The organism is Bradyrhizobium sp. SZCCHNRI1029, assembly GCF_032487555.1.
Lineage (GTDB): Bacteria > Pseudomonadota > Alphaproteobacteria > Rhizobiales > Xanthobacteraceae > Bradyrhizobium.
Map to the genome: position 1 here is coordinate 1 of NZ_JAUEUK010000015.1, position 23,517 is coordinate 23,517.

General features: G+C 66.3%; 25 protein-coding genes and 1 pseudogene. 8 read left to right on the forward strand and 18 right to left on the reverse strand.

Features of this window, described 5'->3' with window-relative positions; translation table 11 throughout:
* Positions 1-244: 244 nt before the first annotated feature.
* The 5 genes and pseudogenes from QW861_RS30770 to QW861_RS30790 form a co-directional block, all read right to left on the reverse strand.
* Complete coding sequence (locus QW861_RS30770) at positions 245-589, reverse strand: hypothetical protein (RefSeq protein ID WP_315754242.1); 345 nt, start codon at positions 587-589, stop codon at positions 245-247.
* A 9-nt stretch (positions 590-598) separates the two neighbouring features.
* Entirely contained in the window at positions 599-730 is a 132-nt protein-coding gene (locus QW861_RS30775) for a hypothetical protein (RefSeq protein ID WP_315754240.1), read from the reverse strand.
* Between the two features lie 66 nt (positions 731-796).
* Entirely contained in the window at positions 797-1,255 is a 459-nt protein-coding gene (locus QW861_RS30780) for an energy transducer TonB (RefSeq protein ID WP_315754238.1), read from the reverse strand.
* 165 nt (positions 1,256-1,420) lie between these two features.
* Positions 1,421-1,639 (reverse strand): CBS domain-containing protein, encoded by a 219-nt coding sequence (locus QW861_RS30785; RefSeq protein WP_315754236.1) that lies wholly within the window; start codon positions 1,637-1,639, stop codon positions 1,421-1,423.
* 118 nt (positions 1,640-1,757) lie between these two features.
* Positions 1,758-1,865 (reverse strand): annotated as a pseudogene (locus QW861_RS30790) (CBS domain-containing protein); the annotation flags it as partial.
* Positions 1,866-2,341: 476 nt separating this feature from the next.
* On the opposite strand from QW861_RS30790, the gene QW861_RS30795 reads away from it, so the two are divergent.
* Together QW861_RS30795 and QW861_RS30800 are read left to right on the forward strand one after the other, a co-directional pair.
* On the forward strand, positions 2,342-3,028 hold the full coding sequence (locus tag QW861_RS30795; RefSeq protein ID WP_315715675.1) for an isochorismatase family cysteine hydrolase: 687 nt from the start codon (positions 2,342-2,344) through the stop codon (positions 3,026-3,028).
* Positions 3,029-3,103: 75 nt separating this feature from the next.
* Positions 3,104-4,759: a regulator gene (locus tag QW861_RS30800; protein ID WP_316193900.1), complete on the forward strand. Its 1,656-nt coding sequence runs from the start codon at positions 3,104-3,106 to the stop codon at positions 4,757-4,759.
* Between the two features lie 52 nt (positions 4,760-4,811).
* On the opposite strand, the gene QW861_RS30805 is transcribed toward QW861_RS30800, so the two are convergent.
* The 3 genes from QW861_RS30805 to QW861_RS30815 all read right to left on the reverse strand — a co-directional run bounded on the left by QW861_RS30805 (position 4,812) and on the right by QW861_RS30815 (position 6,375).
* Entirely contained in the window at positions 4,812-5,303 is a 492-nt protein-coding gene (locus QW861_RS30805; RefSeq protein ID WP_316193927.1) for a TlpA disulfide reductase family protein, read from the reverse strand.
* 106 nt (positions 5,304-5,409) lie between these two features.
* The gene (locus tag QW861_RS30810; RefSeq protein ID WP_012042917.1) at positions 5,410-5,874 is read right to left on the reverse strand and encodes a hypothetical protein; all 465 of its coding nucleotides are present in this window, start codon (positions 5,872-5,874) and stop codon (positions 5,410-5,412) included.
* Between the two features lie 63 nt (positions 5,875-5,937).
* Positions 5,938-6,375 (reverse strand): DoxX family protein, encoded by a 438-nt coding sequence (locus QW861_RS30815; RefSeq protein ID WP_315715678.1) that lies wholly within the window; start codon positions 6,373-6,375, stop codon positions 5,938-5,940.
* A 101-nt stretch (positions 6,376-6,476) separates the two neighbouring features.
* Here QW861_RS30815 and QW861_RS30820 point away from each other — a divergent pair, with 101 nt between their 5' ends.
* Positions 6,477-7,436, forward strand: a complete 960-nt coding sequence (locus tag QW861_RS30820; protein ID WP_316193901.1) for a LysR family transcriptional regulator — start codon at positions 6,477-6,479, stop codon at positions 7,434-7,436.
* A 131-nt stretch (positions 7,437-7,567) separates the two neighbouring features.
* Here QW861_RS30820 and soxA read toward each other — a convergent pair whose 3' ends face one another.
* From soxA to QW861_RS30865, 9 genes are all read right to left on the reverse strand, one after another.
* Positions 7,568-8,344: a sulfur oxidation c-type cytochrome SoxA gene (soxA, locus tag QW861_RS30825; protein WP_316193928.1), complete on the reverse strand. Its 777-nt coding sequence runs from the start codon at positions 8,342-8,344 to the stop codon at positions 7,568-7,570.
* Positions 8,344-8,664, reverse strand: a complete 321-nt coding sequence (soxZ, locus tag QW861_RS30830) for a thiosulfate oxidation carrier complex protein SoxZ (RefSeq protein WP_315715681.1) — start codon at positions 8,662-8,664, stop codon at positions 8,344-8,346. Before soxZ ends, soxA begins: the two co-directional genes overlap by 1 nt.
* Positions 8,664-9,152: a SoxY-related AACIE arm protein gene (locus tag QW861_RS30835; RefSeq protein ID WP_316191794.1), complete on the reverse strand. Its 489-nt coding sequence runs from the start codon at positions 9,150-9,152 to the stop codon at positions 8,664-8,666. Before QW861_RS30835 ends, soxZ begins: the two co-directional genes overlap by 1 nt.
* Positions 9,153-9,158: 6 nt before the next feature.
* Positions 9,159-9,605 carry a sulfur oxidation c-type cytochrome SoxX gene (soxX, locus tag QW861_RS30840; RefSeq protein ID WP_316193902.1) on the reverse strand — a complete coding sequence of 149 codons (447 nt, stop codon included), beginning with the start codon at positions 9,603-9,605 and terminating at the stop codon, positions 9,159-9,161.
* Positions 9,589-10,866, reverse strand: coding sequence for an NAD(P)/FAD-dependent oxidoreductase (locus QW861_RS30845; protein WP_316193903.1), 1,278 nt, complete (start codon positions 10,864-10,866; stop codon positions 9,589-9,591). Before QW861_RS30845 ends, soxX begins: the two co-directional genes overlap by 17 nt.
* A 55-nt stretch (positions 10,867-10,921) precedes the next feature.
* Positions 10,922-13,105, reverse strand: a complete 2,184-nt coding sequence (locus QW861_RS30850; RefSeq protein WP_316193904.1) for a xanthine dehydrogenase family protein molybdopterin-binding subunit — start codon at positions 13,103-13,105, stop codon at positions 10,922-10,924.
* Between the two features lie 10 nt (positions 13,106-13,115).
* Complete coding sequence (locus tag QW861_RS30855) at positions 13,116-13,565, reverse strand: (2Fe-2S)-binding protein (RefSeq protein ID WP_315715685.1); 450 nt, start codon at positions 13,563-13,565, stop codon at positions 13,116-13,118.
* A gap of 137 nt (positions 13,566-13,702) precedes the next feature.
* Positions 13,703-15,103 carry an MFS transporter gene (locus QW861_RS30860; protein WP_316193905.1) on the reverse strand — a complete coding sequence of 467 codons (1,401 nt, stop codon included), beginning with the start codon at positions 15,101-15,103 and terminating at the stop codon, positions 13,703-13,705.
* Between the two features lie 130 nt (positions 15,104-15,233).
* A complete protein-coding gene (locus QW861_RS30865) occupies positions 15,234-15,866 on the reverse strand; it encodes a GntR family transcriptional regulator (protein ID WP_315715813.1) in 633 nt (210 codons plus the stop codon).
* A gap of 121 nt (positions 15,867-15,987) precedes the next feature.
* Between QW861_RS30865 and bioB the strand changes: the two genes are divergently transcribed.
* From bioB to QW861_RS30890, 5 genes are all read left to right on the forward strand, one after another.
* Positions 15,988-17,040: a biotin synthase BioB gene (bioB, locus tag QW861_RS30870; RefSeq protein ID WP_410052267.1), complete on the forward strand. Its 1,053-nt coding sequence runs from the start codon at positions 15,988-15,990 to the stop codon at positions 17,038-17,040.
* 100 nt (positions 17,041-17,140) lie between these two features.
* A complete protein-coding gene (locus QW861_RS30875; RefSeq protein ID WP_316193906.1) occupies positions 17,141-18,286 on the forward strand; it encodes an 8-amino-7-oxononanoate synthase in 1,146 nt (381 codons plus the stop codon).
* On the forward strand, positions 18,283-18,915 hold the full coding sequence (bioD, locus tag QW861_RS30880; RefSeq protein WP_315754214.1) for a dethiobiotin synthase: 633 nt from the start codon (positions 18,283-18,285) through the stop codon (positions 18,913-18,915). Before QW861_RS30875 ends, bioD begins: the two co-directional genes overlap by 4 nt.
* A complete protein-coding gene (locus QW861_RS30885) occupies positions 18,912-20,177 on the forward strand; it encodes an adenosylmethionine--8-amino-7-oxononanoate transaminase (protein ID WP_315754212.1) in 1,266 nt (421 codons plus the stop codon). The genes bioD and QW861_RS30885 overlap by 4 nt, the downstream gene beginning before the upstream one ends.
* Before the next feature lie 82 nt (positions 20,178-20,259).
* Positions 20,260-22,203, forward strand: a complete 1,944-nt coding sequence (locus QW861_RS30890) for an alkyl/aryl-sulfatase (RefSeq protein WP_315754210.1) — start codon at positions 20,260-20,262, stop codon at positions 22,201-22,203.
* A gap of 46 nt (positions 22,204-22,249) precedes the next feature.
* Here QW861_RS30890 and QW861_RS30895 read toward each other — a convergent pair whose 3' ends face one another.
* Positions 22,250-23,320: a glycosyltransferase family 4 protein gene (locus tag QW861_RS30895; protein ID WP_315754208.1), complete on the reverse strand. Its 1,071-nt coding sequence runs from the start codon at positions 23,318-23,320 to the stop codon at positions 22,250-22,252.
* Positions 23,321-23,517 lie beyond the last annotated feature (197 nt).

Below are 23,517 nucleotides of genomic sequence, written 5' to 3' on the forward strand. Positions count from 1 at the left end.
AGCGCCTCATCGATTCCCCCAAAAGAATCACTGGAGAATCATAACAGCCGCGCAGCGTTTTCACACAGCCAGGGTCATAAGCAGCCTATCGGCCCTCTGATTGCCGACTTCCGGTGCGGGCCGAGAGCGGACATCCTTGGCGCGACCTGCCGGGTTCGGGACAGGCCCACAACCGACCTTGCGCTCAAATTTTGCTCTTCGCCATATGGGGCACGATCTGTCGGCGCAGTAGGAATCGGTCCGGTCAGGTTGGCTGGCCGGCCACTTTCGCGAGGTATCCGTCCCTCTGCATTTGGGTGAGGCCGGGTGACTGGCCTGACGCCCAAAGGGCGGCCAGCGCCTCGGCAGAAGCGAGATGCTCCATCTCCGGCAGAGCGGCCGTCTCAAGCAACATCGCGATCCTCTTTCCCGCCTGAACAGCGTCCTCGCTATTTCGGCATGTCCACCAATAGTCGCTCGGCTTGTCCATAAACTCACCAATTCGCTTCCGCCAGTGCCCAGCACCTGGGAAGATGCTCGGGTCGCGGTCCAATTTGCCAAGCCGTATGCTCAGGTTGATCGTGATCAATAGGCGGGTCTTGTCGCTCATTTGGCTGCTCTAGAACTCGACAAGGAGCTTCGCGTCGCCGCGATCGGCCGAGAAGCGCAGCCCGTTCTTTCGGAATCCGCGCTTCTTGAGAAGTTCGGCTACGGACGCCGCGATGATCTTCTTCCAATCTTCGAGTGCCATCAGCCGACCTAAGCGCTGCAGGATGGCGCAGCTTCAGTGTTGCTGCGCGTGAGTTTCAGTCACGCCTTAGCAGCCACGACAGATGCCGCGAATTTTTGCGTCAATCTTCTTCTGCTCGTCGACCCACTCAGCAGGCCAATGTCCGCCTGCCCAAGGCAACTGCTTCCCGCCTGCAAAGTTGATGGGTAATGTAAAGGCGAAGCTATCGTCGCTCAACTCTGCGGGCGGCTCCGGAAATGGCTCCGCTCGCTCAATCATACTGAGGGCCGCCGTATCGAGTAACGCGGAGCCGGTGCTTTCCACCAGTTCTCTGGAAATCAGTTTTCCCTGCCGATCGATGACAAACTTGACCTTGGCCGTGCCACTTTGACCGGCCGCCCCGGGCGGAAATGTTCTCTTTCTAACTAACAGTATGACAATCTTCTTTTTCCACGCTTCGAGCGCACTTGCCTGAGCGCCGACACTTTCCGTTTGCGCATATGAGAAAGACGCCGAAGCCAATAGAAGTACGAACAGGCCGGCCAACAAGGGGATTCTCGCGTTCATAAGCTGATGTCATCACACGCAAGATAATTCATCACCAAGAATGCGATGCGGCGCAGTCGCGTAAAGCGCCCGTCCGCATGGACGGGTGGGCGCTTCGGGTCAGAAGCACACCTACGTGGGGGTGACGGTATCGCGGTTCGTTCGTCAGCCCCCGGGACCGTCTTTCATGATGTAGCCCATCAGGCCGTCCACGTTGTGCTCCAGATCCCGGATGATGTTCTTGACGACGTCTCCGATCGAGATCACGCCCACGACCTTGCCCGCGTCCAATGCGGGCAGATGGCGAAAGCTGCGCTGAGCCATCATCGCCATGCAACCGTCCAGCGGATGGTCCGGCTTGACCGTCACCGGGTCGCGCGTCATTTACCTGGCTCACCGGCGTCTGCTTCGCATCGAACCCGGGCAGCAGCACCTTGATGGCGCAGTCACCTTGGGTGACGATGCCGACCAGCACGCCGTCGTCGATGACCAGCACCGACCGGCCCCGATTGTCGCGCATCTGGCGCAAGGCTTCGACGACCATGTCGCCGGAACGAACATGGATCAGGGCGCCGCTCTTCTGGGCCAGAGCGCTTCTGACTGTGATCATCGATCTCCCTCTCGTGGGCTCTGCCCGACCCTGCCTTGATCAGGATAGTCGAAATATCTCACCTCGTCAGCACCGCGCCGATGCCGTCGGCCTGCCCACGAACCGAACTCGGTCAAGGGTCAAAAGCAGAGATCGGTGGACGTTTCTCGAAACGCCGGCCTCGGGCCGATCGCAGAAGTCCAGCGAGCCTGGAACGGCACCTTAGCCCGCCGGCGCGGGTTCTTCCCGAGTCGGGCACCCAATGGCGCATGGACGCGCCGCAGCGCGAGCGCTGCATGCATCGACTGCCCAGGAAATGAGCCGCTGCCTTCGCGAAGCCCGCGGCCCGGCGACCGCCCCGTTGTCAGCTGCCCTTTCAAGTCATTGAATGAGTTCGGACTTCGTCCGGCCTGCGGCGATGCCGGGGATTGTACACAGTGGCATAGCGCTTGCTTCGTCTGTTGCGAGGCATTCTCGTGGAGAGGCAAGCGGCTGGTATGGCGAACTCATCTGCATCGGCAACCGCTACGATCACGGCCGAGCCGGAGCCGATCACGCTCGATCTCTTCAAGACCGCGCTGGTCATCATCGACATGCAGCGCGACTTCATGGAGCCGGGCGGGTTCGGCGAGACGCTGGGCAACGACGTCTCGCAGCTTGCACGCGCCGTCGCGCCGATCGCCAACGTGCTGGCGGCGGCGCGCAAGAGCGGCATGCTGGTGATCCATACGCGCGAGGGGCACGCGCCGGATCTCTCCGACGCGCCGCCGGCCAAGGTCGAGCGCGGCGCGCCGTCGCTTCGCATCGGCGATCCCGGTCCGATGGGGCGCATCCTCATCCGCGGCGAGGCCGGCCACGACATCATTCCCGCGCTCTATCCTGTCGACGGCGAGGTCGTGATCGACAAGCCGGGGAAGGGCGCCTTCTACGCCACCGAACTCGGTGACGTGCTGAAGCATCACGGCGTCGAAAACCTGCTGGTGTGCGGCGTCACCACCGAGGTCTGCGTCAACACCACCGTGCGCGAGGCCAATGACCGGGGCTATCGCTGCGTCGTCATCTCCGACGGCTGCGCGTCCTACTTCCCGGAATTCCACGAGATGGGCCTGAAGATGATCAAGGCCCAGGGCGGCATCTTCGGCTGGGTCGCTGACTCCGCCGCGGTTCTGAAGGCCATGAACTGAGAGATGAACCGAGAGACGAGTCGAGACGAATGAGTTCGGTCATGTAGTCGCTGCAAGCAACAGGGGAGCAAGGCGATGAGCGGAAGCGGGACGGCAAGCTCGGTAAGAGCGGATTTCAAGCCGGTGCTCTGGACACCCGGAGACTGGAACGCGTTCTTCGGTTTCGGCACCAACATCCTCGTCAACATGCTCGTCCTCACCGGACTGTTGCGCTTCGTGCTGAAGATGCCGGACAGCCTGGTGTTCGGCCGCATCCTGCCGGCGCTCGGCCTCATGATGTGCCTGTCGACCCTGTACTACGCCTTCCTTGCCTATCGCCTGGCGCAGAAGACCGGACGCAGCGACGTCTGCGCGCTGCCCTCGGGCGTCAGTGTCCCGCACATGTTCATCGTGACCTTCGTGATCATGCTGCCGATCACGCTCAAGACCGGCGATCCGCTGAAGGGCTGGTCGGCCGGCCTCGTCTGGGTGTTCTTCCAGAGCTTCATCCTGATGATCGGCGGCTTCGTCGCGCCCTATATCCGCAAGATCACGCCGCGGGCGGCGCTGCTCGGCACGCTGGCCGGCGTCTCGGTCACCTTCATCTCGATGCGGCCGGCGCTCGAGATGTACATGACGCCGCAGATCGGGCTGGTCTGCTTCGCGATCATTCTGGTGAGCTGGTTCGGCGGCGTGAAATATCCGAAGGGGCTGCCGGCCGGCCTGGTGGCGATCGCGGTCGGCATGATCATCGCATGGGGCTCGAACCTGTTCGGCCTCGGTCTCGGCGGGCTCAGCGTCAAGGGCGTCGGGGACGCCTTTGCGAGCTTCGGCTTCTCGGTGCCGCTGCCGGCGTTCGGCACGGTGTTCTCCGGCTTCGAATATCTCGGGATCATCCTGGTGACTGCGATTCCGTTCGGCATCTACGACCTCGTCGAGGCGATGGATAATGTCGAGAGCGCGGAAGCCGCGGGCGACGAATATCCGACCACGCGGGTGCTGACAGCCGACGGCGTCGTCAGCCTGATCGGCTGCATGATGGGCAACCCCTTCATCAACGCCGTCTATATCGGCCATCCCGGCTGGAAGGCGATGGGCGGCCGCATCGGCTATTCGGCAGCGACCGGGCTGATGGTGATCGTGCTGTCCTGGCTCGGCATCATCTCGGTGCTGCTGGCGCTGGTGCCGGTGGTCGCGATTTCGCCGATCCTGCTCTACATCGGCATGCTGATCGGCGCGCAGGCGTTCCAGACCACGCCGGTCAAGCACGCGCCGGCGATCGTGCTCGCCTTCACGCCGCATCTCGCCGCCTGGGCCAAGCTGCAGATCGACACCATGCTGGCCTCGACGGTGGCCGCGGCGCAGAGCGTCGGCGGCCTCGCAGCCGACAAGGTCGATGCGGTCAAGACCGCTGCGATCGCGGCGCTGCCGCAGCAAGGCGTGCTGTATCACGGGCTCGAAGTGATGGGCGGGGGCTCGATCCTCGCCGGCCTCGTGCTCGGCGCGATCGGCGTGTTCGTGATCGAGCGCGACTTCACCAAGGCGGCGGCCTTCGCGCTTGCCGGTGCCGTCATGACCTATTTCGGCTTCATGCATGGCGAGGCCGTCGGCATCGGTGGCGGCTTCGGCGTCACGCCGGCGGTGGCGCTGGCCTATTTCGTGGTCGCAGGCGGATTGTTTGCACTGGGGCGGCTCGGCATGTCCGAGAGCTACCTGGCGCATGCCGACATGCATGCGGCGCCGGCAGAATAGGTATCTTTTCAACGAGAACGACAACCGGCGGCATGGCCGCCGGTGATGATTTTCACGCGCCCGGCTGATCGAGATAATAGCGCAGCAGCGCCTGGCCCGGCTCGGACAGCCATTCGGCCGCCCCGGTGACATAGCCTTCGATCAATCCCGTCGTGCCGATCAGATAGGTGATCGGCATCGCCGGCGTCGCGAAGATCGAGGCATCGGCATTGGCCGGATTGGTCGCTTGCGCATGCGGATCGGCGTAGGAGGCGCGGGGCATCGCGATCGCCTCGGCATAGCGGCGGATGCTTTTGATGTTGCGCCGGTCGGTGCAGATGGTCCAGACGTCGAGCGCCGGAATCCGCATCCGCTCCAGCCCGGCCAAAGTCGGCAGGTCGACCTTGCACGCCGCGCACCAGCTCGCCCAGAGATTGACCAGCGTGACATGGCCGGGCTTGGGCGCGAGCGTCACGTCCTTGCCGCCCATGTCCTGCAGCTTCAACGGCGGCAGCGCCCGGCGCGGCCGCTCGACGATGAACTGGGTGCGGCCGCTGCGGAACACCGGCGGGCTCGGGTCCTGTGCGCCGGCGCAAGCAGGCCTGCTTGTCAGCAGCAGCAGGCTGGCCGCCGCCAGCAGCAGATCGCGCCGTGCGGGCGCGCTCAAAACCTCAGCCATGGACGTAGGCCCAGCCTTTGCGCTGCAGCTCGACGACGCGGCCGATGCCGAACGGCACCAGCCTGGCGCCGTCGATCAGCTGGATCGTGAGGTTCTCCTTGCTCTCCGCGATCGACTTCGACGAGGCGCACATGCTGAAGCCGATATGCGGATACATCTGCCGCAGCGCCGCGAGCGGCTCCTTGAGCGGAGATTTGTCGGCGCGAAATACGTCGATGCCGGTGCCGTTGGCGACGACCTCGATCGCGGGGGTCTGTCCGAGACTGGCGAAATGCCGCGTCAGATTGCCGGAATAGCTGATGGCGTGACCCATCACATGGGGGTCGTTGCGGTCGATCAGCACGACAATGCCGGCGCGATGCTGGGCGACGGCCGGGACGGCGGGGGCTGGGGCGCCGAGGGCTGTCGCGCCAGCGAGAAAGCCGCGGCGCGACACGTCAGGGATCGGTTCGCTCATCATGGCTTCCTTCAAAGCACGCGATGCGCCGGCGCTGGATGGCCAGCGCCGGCGATGCTCGGATCAGCCGCGCGGCGCGATCGGCGCCTTGCCGTTGCGGCCCCACAGCACGAACAGCGACAGCGCCAGCAGCAGGATGTTCAGGGGCGTGACCGCCGCTTCGCCGCGGGAGATGTGGAAGGCGAACGCGAACACCTGCAGCGTGGCACAGCCGATTGCGGCCAGCACGGTCAGGCGCGGCATGATGCGGGTCAGCGACGGCAGCAGGATGCCGAGCCCGCCAGCCAGATCGATCAAGCCGATGGTGCGGACGAAGGCCACCGAATATTCGCCGGTCCACGGCATCATCTGGGCGAGTTCCTTGATCGGGGTGAAGACCTTGGTGACGCCGGCGAAGCAGAACAGGGCGAAGAGCAGGGTCTGGGCGACCCACAGGCCGATGCGCAGCGCCAGCGGGGGCTGGAGTGGGCTGAGATCGGTAGTCGATGCGGTGCTGGACATCGTCGGAGCTCCAAATGAAAAGGTGCCCGACATTGATAATTTCTTCTGGTTTGATCATTATGCTTTTCGTTAAGTCATCATTTTCTATGGGTTGATGATAAGTGGATACGCTGGTCAGTATTCGGGTGTTCTGCCAGGTCGCGGAGCTCAAGAGCTTCGCGGCCGCCGCCGATCGCCTGGGGCTTTCGGCGGCGATGGCCTCCAAGCATGTCATGCAGCTGGAGCAGCGGCTCTCGACCCGGCTGCTCAACCGCTCCAGCCGGCGGGTCGGCCTGACCGAGGCCGGCCAAGTCTATTTCGACCAGGTGCGGCCGATGCTGGAGTCTCTCGACGAGGTCGAGGCCGTCGTCAGCAAGGCGACCGTGATCCCGCGCGGCACCCTGAAGGTCAGCGCGCCGGTATGGTTCGCCAATCCGCTGTTTGCCGGCACGCTCGCGGCGTACCGCGCGCGCTATCCGGACGTGGTGATCGATCTCGATCTCAGCGGACGCCTGGTCAATCTCGTCGACGAGGGGTTTGATCTGGCGCTGCGCGTCTCGGCCACGCCCGGCGATGGGCTGATCGCGCGGCCGCTGTCGCCGGTGCTGATGCAGCTCGTCGCCGCGCCGAGCTATCTCGCCGCCGCCGGGCGGCCGAAGGCGGTGGCCGATCTCAATGGCCATGCAATGCTGAAATACGCGTTGTACCCGCTGCGGGCCATGATCCTGCCGACCGGAGAGGGCGAGGTGACGGTCAACTTCAACGAGGTGCTGATCAGCGGCAACGAGACGCTCCTGCATCACGCCGCTGTCGCCGGCATGGGCATGGCGGTGCTGCCGCGCTGGCTGATGGCCGACGACCTCGCCAGCGGCCGGCTCGAGACGGTGCTGCCGGAGATGCTGACGATCAAAGCGCCGCTGATGGCGGTCTATCCCAGCCGAAAATATCTCTCCGCCAAGGTCCGTACCTTCATCGACTTCATCGCCGCCGATCCCCTGATGAAGCAGGCCTCGGACGGACCTCTAGCCGCGATCGATCCGACGGCGGCGGGGGTGAGAAAGGGACGGAAGGCAGGATCTTGAGCATATTGGGTCGCCGGAGGTCTCCATGCCGTCATGGCCGGCCACGACGCGTAACCCATGGCACGGCTCGTTCGTAAGCGGCGTTCTGCAAGCTCGAACGACTGCCTGATAGCTCGCGAGACCTTGCCCGCTCACGGCCGCACCGCCGGCGCCTCCACCGGCATCCCTTGCGCCCGGGACATCAGATACAGCGCCAGCGCGATCATGTCGGGGGCGTCGAAATCGTAAGCCTGGGCGCGCACCCCGGTCATGCAGCCGCGCAGGCGGCGCTGCAGCGAGCCCATGCCTTGCCATTCCAGCCGGTAGATCGGATAGCCCGTCGGCTGTCCCTGCGTGATCGCGGAGCCGGCGAGATGCTTGCTCCAATTGTCATCGTGACAATTGGTGCAGGCGAGATTGAGCTGGCCCTGCCGCTGAAAAAACAGCTCGCGACCGCGCGCGATGAAGGGCTTGAGCCGCGGATCGTCGCCAGCGGTGATCGGCATCCCGCGCGATTGCTTCGCGATCAGCGCCGTCAGTGCCAGCAGCTCGCGGCTCTCTGCTGCGAACGGCGCCGCCTCCTGATGCTGTTTGCGGCAGAGATTGACGCGCTGGCCGAGATCGACCGGCGCACCGCTGGCGACATTGAAGGCGGGATAGCGCGCGGCGACGCCCTTCATGCTGACATCGACCGGGCCATGACAATCGCCGCACGCCTTGTTGGCCGTGCCTGCCTTCGTCGTCCACAGCGCCTCACCGTCGAGCACCGACAGCATCGCCGGATTGGCGGTGTCGTCGTCCTGCATCGCCCTGGTGTCCGACGACATGAAGTCATAGCCGGAGCGGCGCTCGGACTCAGCGATCTCGCCGGCAAGCACGGGCAAGGTCAGGACGATTGCCGTGACGACAGTGAGAAACGCAGACCGCATCATTCGATCGTGATCGCGGCGGCGGTGGTGGCGACGAACCCGTTGTCGCCGATCCATTCGAACTCGAAGCGGCCGCTCTCGGTAGCCGTGGTGAAGAACGACAGGAACGGATTGGCCGCGATGGCCGGATAGAGATCGGCGCGAAAGATCTCGGTGCCGTTGAAGCGGCAGGTGAAGCTGGTGATGATGTCGCGCGGGATGGCTTCGCCTGCGGCCGTATGGCGATAGCCCGGCTCCATGACGTGGCTCATCAGCGTCTTGATCTCGATGACGGCGCCGCGCTTGGCCTTGGCGGGAACGTTGACGAGGGCGGCAGGCATCACGGCATCTCCTCGGTGCAGGCGGCCAAGGTCACGATGACGTCGACGCTCGCCGACCAGAACGAGCCGTCGGAGAGCCTTGCGATCGCCACGACCTTCTGGGTGTCGGCGAGCCGGATGCGCGTCGTGACCTGGGCGCGGCCGGCGCTCGCCATCAGGTGAAAGCTGGCGACGTTGGGCTGCGGGTTCTTCTCGTTGAAGACGTGGATGCTCTTGACGAAATCGTCAGGCGTCATCGGGTGATCGACGCTGACGGTCATCGGCACGGTGTTGCCGTTCTCGACCAGTGGCGGGATGTCTAATCGGATCTTGCCGGCGTTCACCTTTGCCTCGCCGACGAGGTTGCGGATTGCCGACGCCAGCATCGCCGGCGTCGCCTGCGCAGGCCGGACCGTGATCAGCGGCAGCGCGCCCGCGGCGGTCAGCGTTCCAGCCAGTTGCAGCAGGTGGCGGCGGGACATGTGGGACGGTTCGAACATGCCGGTCATATGGGCTCACTCGCGCAAGGTCGCGAGATAGGCGACGATGTCTTCGATCTGCTCTGCCGACAGGATCGGCTTGTCGCGCCAGGCGGAACCGACGCGCGTCAACCCGTCGACGCGATAATAGGACGGCATGATCGTTTCCGGATTGAGCCTGGAGGCATCGACCAGCCGCAAGCGGAGCTGCGGGATCGTCGAACGGCTGCCGGCCCCGGCAAGGCTGGGCGCGAGATCGCCCTGGAAGCGCGCTTCCGGAAACGGGCCGGAGTGACAGAGGATGCAGGTCGAGCTGCGCGCGACCACCAGCGCGCGGCCGCGGGCGGCGTCGCCAGGCCGTCCGGTGAGGGAAGAGGCGATGCCGTCGCCGGTGATCGTAGTGGGCGCGAGTGTCTGCGCCGCGACAGTGGCGGGCAGGGCGGCCACGAGCGTGGCGATGACAAAGCTAGCCGAAGGCATCATGAGTCAGCGCCTTGAACCAGGCCGTCGCCGCGTCGGCCTCACGCGCGCGCGTCTCGCGCGGTGCGTCGACCGGGCTGGTCCGTCCGCCCTCGATCTCGGCGAAGATGTCTCCCTTGGGTTGGTAGACGCCGGCGAGCGAGAACGCGTCGTCCGGCGCGACGATGCTGTAACAGATGCCGGTCAGCGGCGGCGGCTCCGACGGTCGTCCCGTCAGATCGCGCGCGATCACGGCCGCGCACGCCTTGCCCTGCGCCTGGGCGGCGCCGGCCGATTTCGGGATGCCGCCGCCGAGACAGGCGTCACCGATGACATGGACGTCGGGGACGAGCTTCGAGGCGAAGGTCGCGGCATCGATCGGGCACCAGCCGGTGCGGTCGGTCGCGCCGGCGAGGGCGGCAATGCGGCCGGCCTTCTGCGGCGGGATGATGTTGGTCACATCGGGATTGTAGTTGCCGAACTCGGTGACGACGGTACGCGTGGCGATCTCGACGCCGGTGACGCGGCCGCCCTGCGACAGCGGAATGCGCTCGATCATGCCGGGGTAGAGCTGCTGCCACGCCTGCTCGAACAGCTTCTGCTGCGAGAAGCTGTCCTTGGCATCGAGGATCAGCACCTTCGACTTCGGCTTATGCGCCTTGAGATAATGCGCGATCAGGCTGGCGCGTTCGTAAGGCGCGGGCGGACAGCGCGACGGATTGGCCGGGACGGCGATCGCGACGGTGCCGCCATCCGGCATCGCCTCGATCTGCGTCCGCAGCAGCAGCGTCTGCTCGCCGGCCTTGTAGGCGTGCGGCATGACCGCGGAGGCGGCCTCGTCGTAGCCTTGCAGGGCCGTGAAATCGAGGTCGATGCCGGGCGCCAGCACGAGGCGGTCATAGGCCAGCGCGCTGCCGTCGGCGAACGTCACCTTGTGGGCCGGCGCATCGACCGCCGCGGCCGCCCGCAGCACAGTGCTCACGCCTTCGGCTGCGATCTTGTCATAGCCGAACTGCTGGGCACTGATATCGCGCAGGCTAGCGATGACCTCGTTGCTGAGCGGACACGCCGTGAAGGTCGTGTTGGCCTCGACCAGGGTGACGTCGAGCTTGCCATCGGCTTGGCGCAGCGCGCGGGCGCAACTGGCGCCGCCGAAGCCGCCGCCGATCACGACGACGCGCGCCATCGCTTGTGCGCGCAGCACGGCAGGGGCGGCGATCATGGCAACTGACGTCGCGATCAGGCCGCCGACCTCTCTGCGCGTGCGCTGTCGGGACATCGTCATCATCCTGCAATAGCACGGCGCCAGCCATTGTTCCCAACGGCCGCCGCCACGCGGGTCATGCGAAGGTGATGTTCTGGTCGCGCAGTGGCAACGAGCGGATGCGTTTCCCGGTGGCGGCAAAATACGCATTCAGCACGGCGGGCGCGGCGACGCCGATGGTCGGCTCGCCGACGCCGCCCCAGAAGCCGCCGCTCGGGATCATGATCGCTTCCACCTTCGGCATCTCGGCGATGCGCATAGAGTTGTAGCTGTCGAAGTTGGTCTCGACGATCCGTCCGTCCTTCACGGTGCAGCCGCCGTAGAACAGCGCCGAGAGGCCGTAGACGAACGAGCCGGCGATCTGCCGCTCCACCTGCGCCGGGTTGACGACGTAGCCGGGATCGGTCGAGGCGACGATGCGGTGGATCTTGATCTTGCTGCCGTCGATCACCGAGATCTCGGCGGCACCCGCGACGTAGCTGCCATAGCCGTGCAGTTGAGCGAGGCCACGGGACACGCCGTCCGGCGCCGGCGTGCCCCAGCCGATCTTCTCCGCGACAGCGTTGAGCACCGCGAGATGCTTGGGATGATCGGCCATCAGCTTGCGGCGGAACTCCAGCGGGTCCTGCCCGGCCGCATCGGCGAGCTCGTCCATGAAGCATTCGAGATAGATCGCGTTCTGGTTCACGTTGACGCCGCGCCAGAAGCCCGGATTGATGTGCGGGTTGCGCATCGCGTGTTCGATCAGCAAATTCGGCACGGAGTAGCCGATCGTGGCTTCGCCCGATGGTGCGAGCCCCTGGAAGGTCGCGGGGTCCTTGCCGTTGACCAGCGCGTCGGGCCGCAGGCTGAACAGGATCGACTGGCCGGAGATGCGCATGTGCAGCGCCGTCAGATTGTTGTCGGCGTCGAAGCCGCCGGTCAGCTTGCACTGCGTGATCGGATGATAGCGGCCGTGGGTCATGTCCTCCTCGCGCGACCACAACAGCTTGATCGGCGTGCCCGGCATCTCCTTGGCGATCTTCACCGCCTGGCGGACATAGTCGGTCTGGCCGCGCCGGCCGAAGCCGCCGCCGAGGATCAGCTTGTGCACCTCGCATTTGTCGGCGGTCAGCCCTGAGGCTTCCAGCACCGCGGCGAACGCCGCCTCGCCGTTCTGCGTGCCGCACCACACCTCGCATCGCTCGGGCGTGTAGAGCGCCGTGGCGTTCATCGGCTCCATCGTGGCGTGGTTCTGATAGGGATAGTTGTAGACGGCCTCGACCTTCCTGACGGCGCTCGCGAGCGCCGCCTTGGCGTCGCCGTTCTCGTTGCCGACAAAGGCGGGGCCGGACTCCAATCCTTCCGCGAGCCATTTGGCGATCGAGGCCGAGGAGACCTTGGCGTTCTCGCCTTCGTCCCACACGATCGGCAGCGCATCGAGCGCGGTCTTCGCGTGCCACCAGGTGTCGGCGACCACGGCCACGGCGGTGCCATCGATCGCCACCACCTTCTTGACGCCCTTCATGCCGGCGATCTTGGCCTCGTCATAGCTCTTCAGCTTGCCGCCGGTGACCGGACAGTCCTTGATCGCGGCGTTGAGCATGTTCGGCAGCTTCATGTCGGCGCCGTAGATCATCGCGCCGGTGACCTTGTCGGCGGTGTCGAGCCGTCTCACGCCCTTGCCGATCAGGGTCCAGTCCTTCGGATCCTTCAGCTTGACGTCGGCAGGCGGCGTCAGCTTCGCGGCGGCTTCCGCCACCTTGCCGTAGGTCGTCGTGCGGCCCGACGCCTTGTGGGTGATGACGCTGTTGGCGGCGGTGCATTCGGCCGCCGGAACCTTCCATTCATCGGCGGCCGCCTGGATCAGCATCATGCGCGCGGCGGCGCCGCCTTTGCGGACGTAGTCCTGCGACGAGCGGATGCCGCGGCTGCCGCCGGTGGAGAAATCGCCCCACACGCGCTTGCGGGCGACGTTCTGGCCGGGCGTCGGATATTCGGTCGTGACCTTGCTCCAGTCGCAGGCAAGCTCTTCCGCGACGAGCTGGGCGAGCCCGGTCAGCGAGCCCTGGCCCATTTCCGAGCGGGCGATGCGGATCACCACGGTGTCGTCGGGCCGGACGACGACCCATGCATTGACCTCGGGTGAGCCATCGGCTGCGCGCACCACCTGCGGGCCGCCGAAGGGGATGTCGAGGCCGAGGGCGAGGCCGCCGCCGAGCGCGGCGGTGCCGATGACGAAGGCGCGGCGGTCGAGGCGCGGCGTCACATGCTGGTTCATGTCGGCCTCCTCAGGCGTTGGCCGCGGCGTGGATCGCCTCGCGCACCTGCGCGAAGGTTCCGCAGCGGCAGATGTTGGTGATGGCGTCGTTGATGTCCTGATCGCTCGGCTTCGGATTGTCCTTGAGCAGTGCCGCGACGGCCATGATCATGCCGCTCTGGCAGTAGCCGCATTGCGGAACGTCGTTCTCCACCCAGGCCTGCTGCACCTTGTGCAGCCCGTTGTCGCTCGCGAGCCCCTCGATGGTGGTGATCTGCTTGCCCTGGGCCTCGGAGACGGTGACGCCACAGGAGCGCACGGCCGCGCCGTCGAGATGCACGGTGCAGGCGCCGCATTGTGCAATGCCGCAGCCATATTTGGTGCCGGTCAGTCCGGCATTCTCGCGGATCGCCCACAGCAGCGGCGTGTCGGGCTCGACGTCCAGAGTATAGGATTGTCCGTTGATCGTGAGGTTTGCCATCGCAGATCCCTTTCGTTCAACTCGCCAGTTGAACAGAGGGCGGCAATGTGGCGCGAACGTTTGCATCCTTCAAATCAAGAATATGCGTTTGCCGCGCGGGAAGATTTGTGATGAGCCGGGGTTGTAGTTGCTTCGGCTCATGGGCCACGCGGCGGAGCTACGGCCAGCCGCAGAAAGCTCATCACGCTGCCCAGCGCGGCGAAACCTGCGCCGAGGGCCAAGGCAAGGGTGGCTCCGTCGTGCCCCGCGAGGCTGAAGCGCAAGGCGGCCAGCGCCGCGCCGGTGGTCTGACCGGTCAACCGGGCCGTGGCGACGATGCCGCTGGCGCCGCCGCTGCGATGGGGCGGGGCGCTCGACATGATGGCCTTCATATTCGGCGCCTGGAAGAAGCCGAACCCGATGCCGCAGATCAGCATGCGCCAGACGATGTTGGCGATGCTCGGGTTCTCGGGCAGCATGGCGAGCAGCGCCATGCCGGATCCGAGCATCACCAGGCCGATGCCGCCAAGCAGGCCGGCGGGAAAACGGTCCGACAGCCGCCCGGCGATCGGGGCCATGATCGTGACCGCGAGCGGCCAGGGGGTCATGAAGAAGCCGGTCTCGACCTGCGAACGCTGGAGAATGTCCTCGAAATAGAACGGCAGCGACACGAAGCCGAGGCCCTGCACCGAGAAGGAGCAAACCGCGGTCGCCGCCGACAGCGCGAAAACCCCGCGGCGGAACAGATCGATCGGCAGCATCGGCGCCGGGTGATCGGCCTGGCGGCGGGTCAGGATGACGCCGAGCACGAGCGCGCCGACAAGCTCTGCCACCACCATGGCCGGCGTCGCGCCATGCGCGGCGCTGCCGATGCCGGTGATGAACAGGCCGAGGCAGAGCGCAGCGAGCCCGGCGCCGAGAAAGTCGAAGCCATGCTCGGCGCGCGGCGTTCGCGGCAGCATCTTCATGCCGATCGCGATGGCGATCAGGCCGAAGGGGAGGTTGATCGCAAACAGCCAAGGCCAGGAGCCGAGCGAGAGAATGGCGGACGCAATGGTCGGGCCGAAGGTGAAGGAGATGCCGACCACGAGCGCGTTGTGGCCGAGGCCGCGTCCGAGCATCTTTCCGGGATAGACGAAGCGCACCAGCGCGGTGTTGACGCTCATGATGCCGCTGGCGCCGAGGCCCTGCAATGCGCGGGCGACGACCAGGGTCGGTAGCGACCACGCCAGCGCGCAGCCGACCGAGGCCAGCGTGAACAGCAGGAGGCCGCCGAGATAGATGCGCTGATGGCCGACGATCTCGCCGAGCGCGCCGAGCGGCAGCAAGGTCGCCACCAGCGCGATCTGGTAGATGTTGACCACCCAGACCACCTCGGCCGGGGAGACGTGGAGATCGGCCGAGATCGACGGCAGCGCGATGTTGGCGATGGCGACGTCGAGCGAGGCCATCGACAGCGCGGTGAAGATCGCCGCGATCGCCCAGGGACGCTGGCCCGGCGGCAGGCCGTCGGCGGTGCCGTCGCCGGCGAGCCTCGAAGCGTGGTGGCGGTTGGACATGGAGACCTTTGGAGACCTTCGGTTCGCGGGGCGCGTCCGGATCAGCATGTACACGGGAGCAGGCGAGCGCCCCAGCCGTCGCGGGCGCATGGCGGTATGCGCCCGGTCGCAAGGAACGGGTTGAAGCCGGCTACACGCCCGGCCTTGCCAGCCGCTCGATCGTCTGGTTGTGCCGCGTCAGGAGCTCGCAGGCGTGGCCGATCTGGCGGGCGCGCAGGGCCTGCAGGATCAGCCGGTGATCCTGGTTGGTGCGCGGACGCCAGCCGGCATTGCGGGCCATCGCCAGCACGAGGCGCGAATTCGCGAGGCGTAGTCCGTCGAGGCTCGCCAGCAGCCGCGGCATCGCGCAGGGCGCGACCAGCGCGCGGTGGAAGGCGCGGTTCGCTGTCTCGAACTCCTGGATGGTCTCGGCATTGTCGGCCTCGATCAGCGCCAGCTCGATCGCGGCGAGATGCGCCGGCGTGTAGCGCGGCGCGGCATTGCGCAGCGCGATCACCTCGAGCGCTGTGCGCATCTCGACGATCTCCCTGGTCGACTTCGCATCGAGCGGTGCCACGCGTACGCCGCGTCGCGGCGCGGCGACCACGAGATAGAGCGCCTCGAGCTGCCGGAATGCCTCGCGCACCGGCACGTGGCTGGAGTTGAACTCGCGCGCGACGTGGTCCTGCCGCAACGGCGCGTCGGGTGGCAGCGCACCGCTGACGATGCGATCGGTGATGGCTTCGGCGATCCGCTGAGCGGTGGTGAGATTCTCGTCCGGCATAGTCATAGATTATCTATCGAAAAAACCGATGCAGCGGAAGCTCTCGTCCGATACGGTGCTCGAATACAGAGAAATCATAGATAATATCTATGATAATCTATAATTTGGCGGTGGAGCGAGCATGGCGGATCGAAGCGGCGTGGGCCCTGATCGAATGGCGGTTGGCAATGCCATCCGTCATGACTGGACCAGAGACGAGGCCGAGGCGCTCTATCGCCTGCCAATTCCGGACCTGATGTTCCTGGCGCAGTCGGCGCATCGCCGGCAGTTCGATCCCACCCGCGTCGAGACGGCGAGCCTGCTCAGCATCAAGACCGGCGGCTGCCCGGAGGATTGTGGCTACTGCTCGCAGAGCGCGCATTACGACACCGGGCTCAAGGCGACCAAGCTGATGGACCGCGACGAGGTGGTCGCCACCGCGCGGCGCGCGAAGGCCGCCGGGGCCGAGCGCTTCTGCATGGCCGCCGCCTGGCGCAGTCCGAAGGACCGCGACCTCGATCAGGTCTGCGATATGGTCAGCGCGGTGAAGGATCTGGGCATGGAGACCTGCGTCACGCTGGGCATGCTGACTCCGCCGCAGGCGCAGCGGCTGAGAGAGGCCGGGCTCGACTTCTACAACCACAATGTCGACACCTCGCCCGAATTCTACGACCGCATCATCACCACGCGCGCGCTGCAGGACCGCATCGACACGCTCGCGCATGTCCGTGACGCCGGCATCAAGGTGTGCTGCGGCGGCATCATCGGCATGGGCGAGGAGGTCGATGATCGGCTCGGCATGCTGGTGCTGCTGGCCAATCTCGCTGAGCATCCCGACAGCGTGCCGATCAACATGTGGAACGAGGTCAAGGGCGTGCCGGTCAACGCTACGGCCGCGCGGCCCGATCCGATTGCGCTCGTGCGATTGATCGCGGTGTCCAGGATCATAATGCCGGCCAGCGTGGTGCGGCTGTCCGCGGGCCGGCAATATATGAGCGACGAGCTGCAGACCCTGTGCCTGCTCGCCGGCGCCAATTCCATCTTCATCGGCGACGTGCTGCTGACCACGGCCAATCCGCAACGCGACCGCGATGCCGATCTGCTCGCGCGGCTCGGCATGACATCGTCGCTGTCGGCGCGCCCGGGCGCGCCGGTCGCCGCCGGCGAGGGCGCGGAGGCTTCGTCCCCGGCCTGATTCAACCCTCAGCGCGATCTCGGCGCGACGGCGCCCCCGGAACTGCCTTGTCGTGCCGGTCCACGTCCGCGGCTGACCGAAAGAGAGCGGAGCCATGCCCATGCCGTCCGACAGATTGGCGATCTATTCCGACGGTCTGCAGAGACTCGCGGCCGATGACCGGTTGCGGCGCCTCAGTCCACGGGCCGGTCTCGATTTCTCCTCCAACGACTATCTCGGTCTCGCACAGGCTCCGCGGATGAAGCGCGCGGTCGCCGCGGCCATGGAGGCCGGCACGCCGGTCGGCGCCGGCGGCTCGCGCCTGCTGCGTGGCAATTGCGAGGAGCACGAACGGCTCGAGGCGGACGCGGCGCGCTTCTTCGGTGCCGAGAGCGCGCTGTTCTTCGGCTCCGGCTACATGGCGAACTTCGCCGTGCTCACCACGCTGCCGCAGCGCGACGACCTGCTGGTGCTCGATGCGCTGGTTCATGCCAGCACCCATGAAGGCGCGCGCGCCGGCCGTGCCGAGACGTGCCAGTTCATCCACAACAACGCCCAGTCGGCCGAGGACGCGATCCTGATCTGGCGCAGGGGCGGCGGGGTGGGCCGGCCCTGGATCGTCGTCGAAAGCCTCTACAGCATGGATGGCGATCTCGCGCCGCTGGCGGATTTGATCGCGATCGCCGAGCGCCACGATGCCTTTCTGCTGATCGACGAGGCCCATGCGACCGGGGTCCACGGCGCGCAGGGCCGCGGTCTGGCCGCAGCCTACGAGGGACGCGAGAGCGTCGTGACCGTTCACACCTGCGGCAAAGCGTTGGGCGCAGCCGGTGCGCTGGTCACCGCAAGCCGCGTGCTGCGCGACACGCTGATCAATCGCTGCCGGCCTTTCGTCTTCAGCACGGCGCCGTCGCCGCTGATGGCGGTGGCGGTGATGGAGGCGCTTGCGATCCTGCGGGAAGAGCCGGAGCGGCAGCGGAGGCTGGCGCAGCTCGTTGCCTTCGCCCATGGCGCGATCGCCGCGCGCTTCGGTGAAAGCTGGTCGCCGTCGCAGATCATTCCCTGCGTCGTCGGCGACAATGCGCGCGCGATGAACCTGGCTGCCGCGCTGCAGGCGCGGGGCTTCGACGTCCGCGGCATCCGCCCGCCGACGGTGCCGCCGGGCACGGCGCGGCTCAGGCTGTCGCTGACCTTGAACATCGACGAGCCGGCCATCGCGGCGCTGCTCGACGCGCTCGCCGACGAGATCGGAAGGCCGCGGCCATGACGCTGCGCATCGTGGTCACCGGGACCGACACCGGGATCGGCAAGACGGTGTTCGCCGCCGGCCTCACGGCGCTGCTCGGGGCCTGCTATTGGAAGCCGGTTCAGGCCGGCCTTGCCGAGGAGACGGACTCCTGCTGCGTCCAGCGGCTCGCCGAGCTCGGCGACGACCGCGTGCTGCCCGAAGCCTATCGGCTGGCCGAGCCGGCCTCGCCGCATCGCGCGGCACGCCTCGCAGGCATCAGCATCGATCCGCTCCGCCTCCGTCCTCCGCGGGCCGCCGGCCGGCCTGTCGTGATCGAGGGAGCCGGCGGCGTCATGGTGCCGCTCGATTCCGGAACGCTCTATCTCGATGTCTTCGCGCGATGGCAGCTGCCGGTCGTGCTCTGCGCGCGCACCAGTCTCGGCACGATCAATCACTCGCTGCTGTCGCTGGCGGCGCTGCGCAGTCGCGGCATCGACGTGTTCGGCATCGCCTTCATCGGCGACGGCCACGACGACAACGAAGATACGATCTGCCGGCTCGGCGAGGTGAGGCGCCTTGGCCGGTTGCCCTGGGTCACGCCGCTGACGGCGCGATCGCTGCAGCACGTGTTCGCCACCCAATTCCAGCGCACGGATTTCGAACCATGATGCGCAAGGCAACCTCGCCGATCTGGCATCCCTTCACGCAGCATGCGCTCCAGCCCGAGATGACGGCGGTCGCGCGCGGCGAGGGCGCCTATCTCTTCACCGCCGACGGCAGGCGGATCATCGACGCGATCGCGTCGTGGTGGGTGGTCACGCACGGCCATTGCCATCCGCATATCGTGCGCGCGATCCAGGACCAGGCCGAGCGGCTGGATCAGGTCATCTTCGCCGGTCATAGCCACGAGCCGGCCGAGCAGGTGGCCGCCGGGCTGCTCGCGCTGGTGCCGCCGAGCCTCACGCACGTGTTCTTCTCTGACAGCGGCGCCACCAGCGTGGAGGTCGCGCTGAAGATGGCGCTCGGCTACTTCAAGAACATCGGCGAGCCGCGCTCGCGCATCGTGGTGATGCAGCATTCCTATCACGGCGACACCATCGGCGCGATGTCGGTCGGCGCGCGCGGCGTGTTCAATGCGGCCTATGAGCCGCTGCTGTTCGACGTCGCCGTCGTCCCGTTTCCAGTGCAGGGCCGGGAACAGGCGACTCTGGATGCGCTCGCAACAATTTGCGAGAAGGACCGGCCGGCCGCCTTCATCGTCGAGCCCCTGGTGCTCGGCGCCGGCGGCATGCTGATGTATCCGGCCGAGGTGCTGCGCGAGATGCACAGGATCTGCAAGGCGTTCGGCGTGCTGTTCATCGCCGACGAGGTGATGACCGGCTGGGGCCGCACCGGCACGTTGTTCGCCTGCGAGCAGGCGGACATCGCCCCCGATATCGCCTGCTACGCCAAAGGACTGACTGGAGGCGCGATGCCGCTTGCGGTCACGCTGTGCAGTCCCGCTATCTACGAGGCGCACTATTCGACCGACCGCGCCTGCACGTTCTTTCACTCCAGTTCCTACACCGCCAATCCCATCGCCTGCGCGGCAGCGAGCGCCAATCTCGAGCTGTGGCGGCAGCCGCAGACGCGGGCCCGGGTCGCCGCCGTCGCGGCCGCGCAGGAGCGCTGCCTCGACCGCCTGCGTTACGACGAGCGATTTTCCGACCTGCGGCGCTGCGGTACCATCACCGCGCTCGATCTCCATGCCGACGAGCCGGGCTACCTCGCCGAGGTCGGCCCGAAGCTGCAGGCCTTCTTCCGCGACAGCGACGTCCTGCTGCGTCCGCTTGGCCACACCATCTACGTCATGCCGCCTTACTGCGTCACCGCCGGGGATGTCGAGACGGTCTATGCCGCCATCGACGAGGCCGTCGATCACGTGCTCTGAGGGGCTGTTCTGCGGCCCGCGATTTGCGCTCCGCGATCCCGCGCACTAGCATCGTGCCAACGTCGTTGCGGAGGAAACAGTCATGAGCGCGCCGGTCAGCGGAGATGGCACCAAGGATCCGAAGGAGGCCAGCGCGGCCGTGAGCGCAGCGCAGCAGGCCGTGCTGGAGGCGCTGCCGTTCGGCGACACCGCCGATTTCGATGATGCCGCCCGCGGCTTTCTCGGCACGATCGATCAGGCCAAGGTGACGACGGCGCAGGGGCGCACCGTCTGGAGCCTCGCGCCTTACCACTTCCTTGACGCGGAGCAGGCGCCGCCGACCGTCAATCCCAGCCTGTGGCGGCAGGCGAAGCTCAACATGCATCACGGCCTGTTCGAGGTCGTGCCCGGCGTCTACCAGGTGCGTGGGCTCGACATCGCCAACATGACGCTGATCGAGGGGGACACCGGCGTGATCGTGGTCGACACGCTGACCTCGATCGAGGGCGCGCAGGCCGCATTGGAGCTGTACTACCAGCACCGCGGCGTCAGGCCGGTCACGGCGGTGATGTTCACGCATACCCACACCGATCATTGGGGCGGCGCGCGCGGCGTGGTCGACGACGACGCGATGGCCAGCGGCCGCGTGCCGCTGATCGCGCCGAACCTGTTCATCGAGCATGCGGTCTCCGAGAACATCATCGCCGGCCCTGCGATGCTGCGCCGGGCGCAATATCAGTTCGGGCCGCTGCTCGCGAAGGGGCCGAAGGGCCATGTCGATTGTGGGCTCGGCAAGACCATGGCGGCGGGAGCCGTTGCGCTGCTGCGGCCGACCGACCTGATCATGGCGACCGGGGACACCCGGGTCATCGACGGTCTCACCTTCGAATTCCAGATGGCGCCGAACAGCGAGGCGCCGGCGGAGATGCATTTCTTCGTGCCGCGCTATCGCCTGTTGAACCTCGCCGAGAACTGCACGCACAACTTCCACAACCTGCTGCCGTTTCGCGGCGCCGACGTGCGCGATGCGCTGGCGTGGTCGAAATATCTCGGCGAGGCGCTGCAACTGTGGGGCGGCAAGGCGGAGGTGATGTGCGGCCAGCATCATTGGCCGATATGGGGCGCGAGCCGTGTCGACGGCATGATCCGCGAACAGCGCGATCTCTACAAATTTGCCCACGACCAGACCGTGCGGCTGATGAATCATGGCCTGACCGCAAGTGAGATCGCCGAGCAGATCAGGCTGCCCCGGAGCCTCGAAGGGGCATGGCATGCGCGCGGCTATTACGGCCACATCCGCCACAACGTAAAGGCGATCTACCAGAAATATCTCGGCTGGTATGATGCCAATCCCGTCAATCTCGATCCGCTGCCGCCGGTCGAGGCCGGCCGGAAATACGTCTCCTATATGGGCGGGGCAGAGGCGCTGCTGGCGCGGGCGCGCGCGGACTTTGCCAACGGCGAATACCGCTTCGTCGCGCAGGTCGTGGGTCATCTCGTCTTCGCCGAGCCGGACAATGCCGAGGCGCGCGCGCTGCTGGCCGACACGCTGGAGCAGCTCGGCTATGCCGCCGAGAGTGCGACCTGGCGCAATGCCTATCTGTTCGGCGCGCAGGAGCTGCGCCAGGGTATGCCGGAGGTTCCGGCTCGGCCCGGCCTGCCGCGCGAGACGCTGGCGGCGCTGCGCACCGAGCAGCTATGGGACGTGCTCGGGGTCAGGCTGAACGGGCCCAAGGCGGAGGGCAAGCATATCGTGCTGAACTGGACGTTCACCGACACCGGCGAGCGCTTCGTGCTCACCTTGCAGAATTGTGCGCTGACCTATGCGGTCGGCGTGCAGGCGTCGACCGCCGATGCGGGGTTCACGCTGGCGCGTTCGACGCTCGATGCGGTCATTGCCAAGGCCACGAGCTTTCCGGAAGCGGTCGCCGCCGGGAAGATCAGCTTCGCGGGCAATCCGATGCGGCTGGCCGAGCTGATGTCGCTGATGGACGAGTTCCCGCGCATGTTCGAGATCGTCGAGCCGAAGCGGGCTGCCGTCACCTGAGATGAGGCGGAGGCCGGGCTCGCCGAACTTGCCCGGCCTCCTCATGCTATTCGGCGCTGCTGACCAGCCGGATGCGCGGCGCAGCGATGTCGATCAGGCTGCGATAGGCCGCGAGATAGTCGAGCGCCATCCGGCGCGCGGTGAAGCGTCGCTCGAACTGCGCGCGCACGCGGGCGCGGCTCAGCTCGGGCAGGCGACTGACGGCCGCTACCGCGCTGAGCTCGTCCTCGACGATGAAGCCGGTCACACCGTCGTCGATCACTTCGGGAACCGAGCCGCGGTTGTAGGCGATCACGGGCGTGCCGCAGGCCATCGATTCGATCATCACCAGGCCGAACGGCTCCGGCCAATCGATCGGCAACAGCAGGCCGAGCGCGCCGGACAGGAACTCCGGCTTCTCGTGATCGCTGATCTCGCCGATGAACTCGACGAGCGGATTGCCGTGGATCAAGGGACGGATCGTCTGCTCATAATAGTCTTGGTCAGCGCGATCGATCTTGGCCGCGATCTTCAGCGGAATCCCGCAGCGCATGGCGATCTTGATGGCACGGTCGACACCCTTTTCCGGGGCGATGCGTCCGAGCACGGCGAGATAGCTCGGCGTCACCGGCTTGGGAATCAGGAGCGTTGCGGGCAGTCCATGCAGCACGGTGCGCACCCAGTTCGCATTCGGCACCGGCCGGCGCTGCGAGTCCGAGATCGAGACGACGGGAACATCCTTGAAGACCGAGAACACCGGCTGGTGCTCCGGAAGATCGAGCCTGCCGTGCAAGGTGGTCAGGAACGGTGTGGGTTGCCGGTGGAACAGGGAGAACGGGTAGTAGTCGAGGTGGAAGTGCAGAATGTCGAACTGTTCGTCGTCGCATTGCTGCCGCACGTTTTCGAGCATCACCATGTGCAGCGCGTTCGGATCCCTCACCGAGCCGTCGAGGCGCAGAGCTTTTGGCCATGTCGGAGAGAGCTTCGCCGAGGTCTGCGAATCTCCGCTGGCGAACAGGGTGACGTCGTGTCCGAGGGCAACGAGCTCTTCGGTCAACCAATGGACGACCCGCTCAGTGCCGCCGTAGAGCTTCGGAGGCACGGCCTCCGTCAATGGAGCTATTTGCGCAATGCGCATCTCATCGTCTCCTGTTCGTGACCGATCATGGATGAATCCCCAATGGCACCGGCACTGCCACAGCGGGAACGTTGTCGCATGTGCGAAGTTCCATTCACGCGATCACTCTTTCTTCGACACAACGTGTTCCGTGCCGTCTCATTGATGCCATCCCCGCTCTCCAACGCTGCTGCCGCGGCATCGTCGGAGGGCAGGTT

Coding starts and splice junctions, on each gene's coding strand:
- QW861_RS30845 (WP_316193903.1), bottom strand. CDS start 10,866: ATGACGATGTCCCGACAGCGCACGCGCAGAGAGGTCGGCGGCCTGATC.
- soxA (WP_316193928.1), bottom strand. CDS start 8,344: ATGCGGTCTGCGTTTCTCACTGTCGTCACGGCAATCGTCCTGACCTTG.
- QW861_RS30860 (WP_316193905.1), bottom strand. CDS start 15,103: ATGTCCAACCGCCACCACGCTTCGAGGCTCGCCGGCGACGGCACCGCC.
- QW861_RS30875 (WP_316193906.1), top strand. CDS start 17,141: ATGCCGTCCGACAGATTGGCGATCTATTCCGACGGTCTGCAGAGACTC.
- QW861_RS30810 (WP_012042917.1), bottom strand. CDS start 5,874: ATGAGCGAACCGATCCCTGACGTGTCGCGCCGCGGCTTTCTCGCTGGC.
- QW861_RS30795 (WP_315715675.1), top strand. CDS start 2,342: ATGGCGAACTCATCTGCATCGGCAACCGCTACGATCACGGCCGAGCCG.
- QW861_RS30895 (WP_315754208.1), bottom strand. CDS start 23,320: ATGCGCATTGCGCAAATAGCTCCATTGACGGAGGCCGTGCCTCCGAAG.
- QW861_RS30865 (WP_315715813.1), bottom strand. CDS start 15,866: ATGCCGGACGAGAATCTCACCACCGCTCAGCGGATCGCCGAAGCCATC.
- QW861_RS30815 (WP_315715678.1), bottom strand. CDS start 6,375: ATGTCCAGCACCGCATCGACTACCGATCTCAGCCCACTCCAGCCCCCG.
- QW861_RS30850 (WP_316193904.1), bottom strand. CDS start 13,105: ATGAACCAGCATGTGACGCCGCGCCTCGACCGCCGCGCCTTCGTCATC.
- QW861_RS30800 (WP_316193900.1), top strand. CDS start 3,104: ATGAGCGGAAGCGGGACGGCAAGCTCGGTAAGAGCGGATTTCAAGCCG.
- soxZ (WP_315715681.1), bottom strand. CDS start 8,664: ATGCCTGCCGCCCTCGTCAACGTTCCCGCCAAGGCCAAGCGCGGCGCC.
- soxX (WP_316193902.1), bottom strand. CDS start 9,605: ATGATGCCTTCGGCTAGCTTTGTCATCGCCACGCTCGTGGCCGCCCTG.
- QW861_RS30855 (WP_315715685.1), bottom strand. CDS start 13,565: ATGGCAAACCTCACGATCAACGGACAATCCTATACTCTGGACGTCGAG.
- QW861_RS30785 (WP_315754236.1), bottom strand. CDS start 1,639: ATGACGCGCGACCCGGTGACGGTCAAGCCGGACCATCCGCTGGACGGT.
- QW861_RS30835 (WP_316191794.1), bottom strand. CDS start 9,152: ATGACCGGCATGTTCGAACCGTCCCACATGTCCCGCCGCCACCTGCTG.
- bioD (WP_315754214.1), top strand. CDS start 18,283: ATGACGCTGCGCATCGTGGTCACCGGGACCGACACCGGGATCGGCAAG.
- QW861_RS30775 (WP_315754240.1), bottom strand. CDS start 730: ATGGCACTCGAAGATTGGAAGAAGATCATCGCGGCGTCCGTAGCCGAA.
- QW861_RS30890 (WP_315754210.1), top strand. CDS start 20,260: ATGAGCGCGCCGGTCAGCGGAGATGGCACCAAGGATCCGAAGGAGGCC.
- QW861_RS30770 (WP_315754242.1), bottom strand. CDS start 589: ATGAGCGACAAGACCCGCCTATTGATCACGATCAACCTGAGCATACGG.
- QW861_RS30885 (WP_315754212.1), top strand. CDS start 18,912: ATGATGCGCAAGGCAACCTCGCCGATCTGGCATCCCTTCACGCAGCAT.
- bioB (WP_410052267.1), top strand. CDS start 15,988: ATGGCGGATCGAAGCGGCGTGGGCCCTGATCGAATGGCGGTTGGCAAT.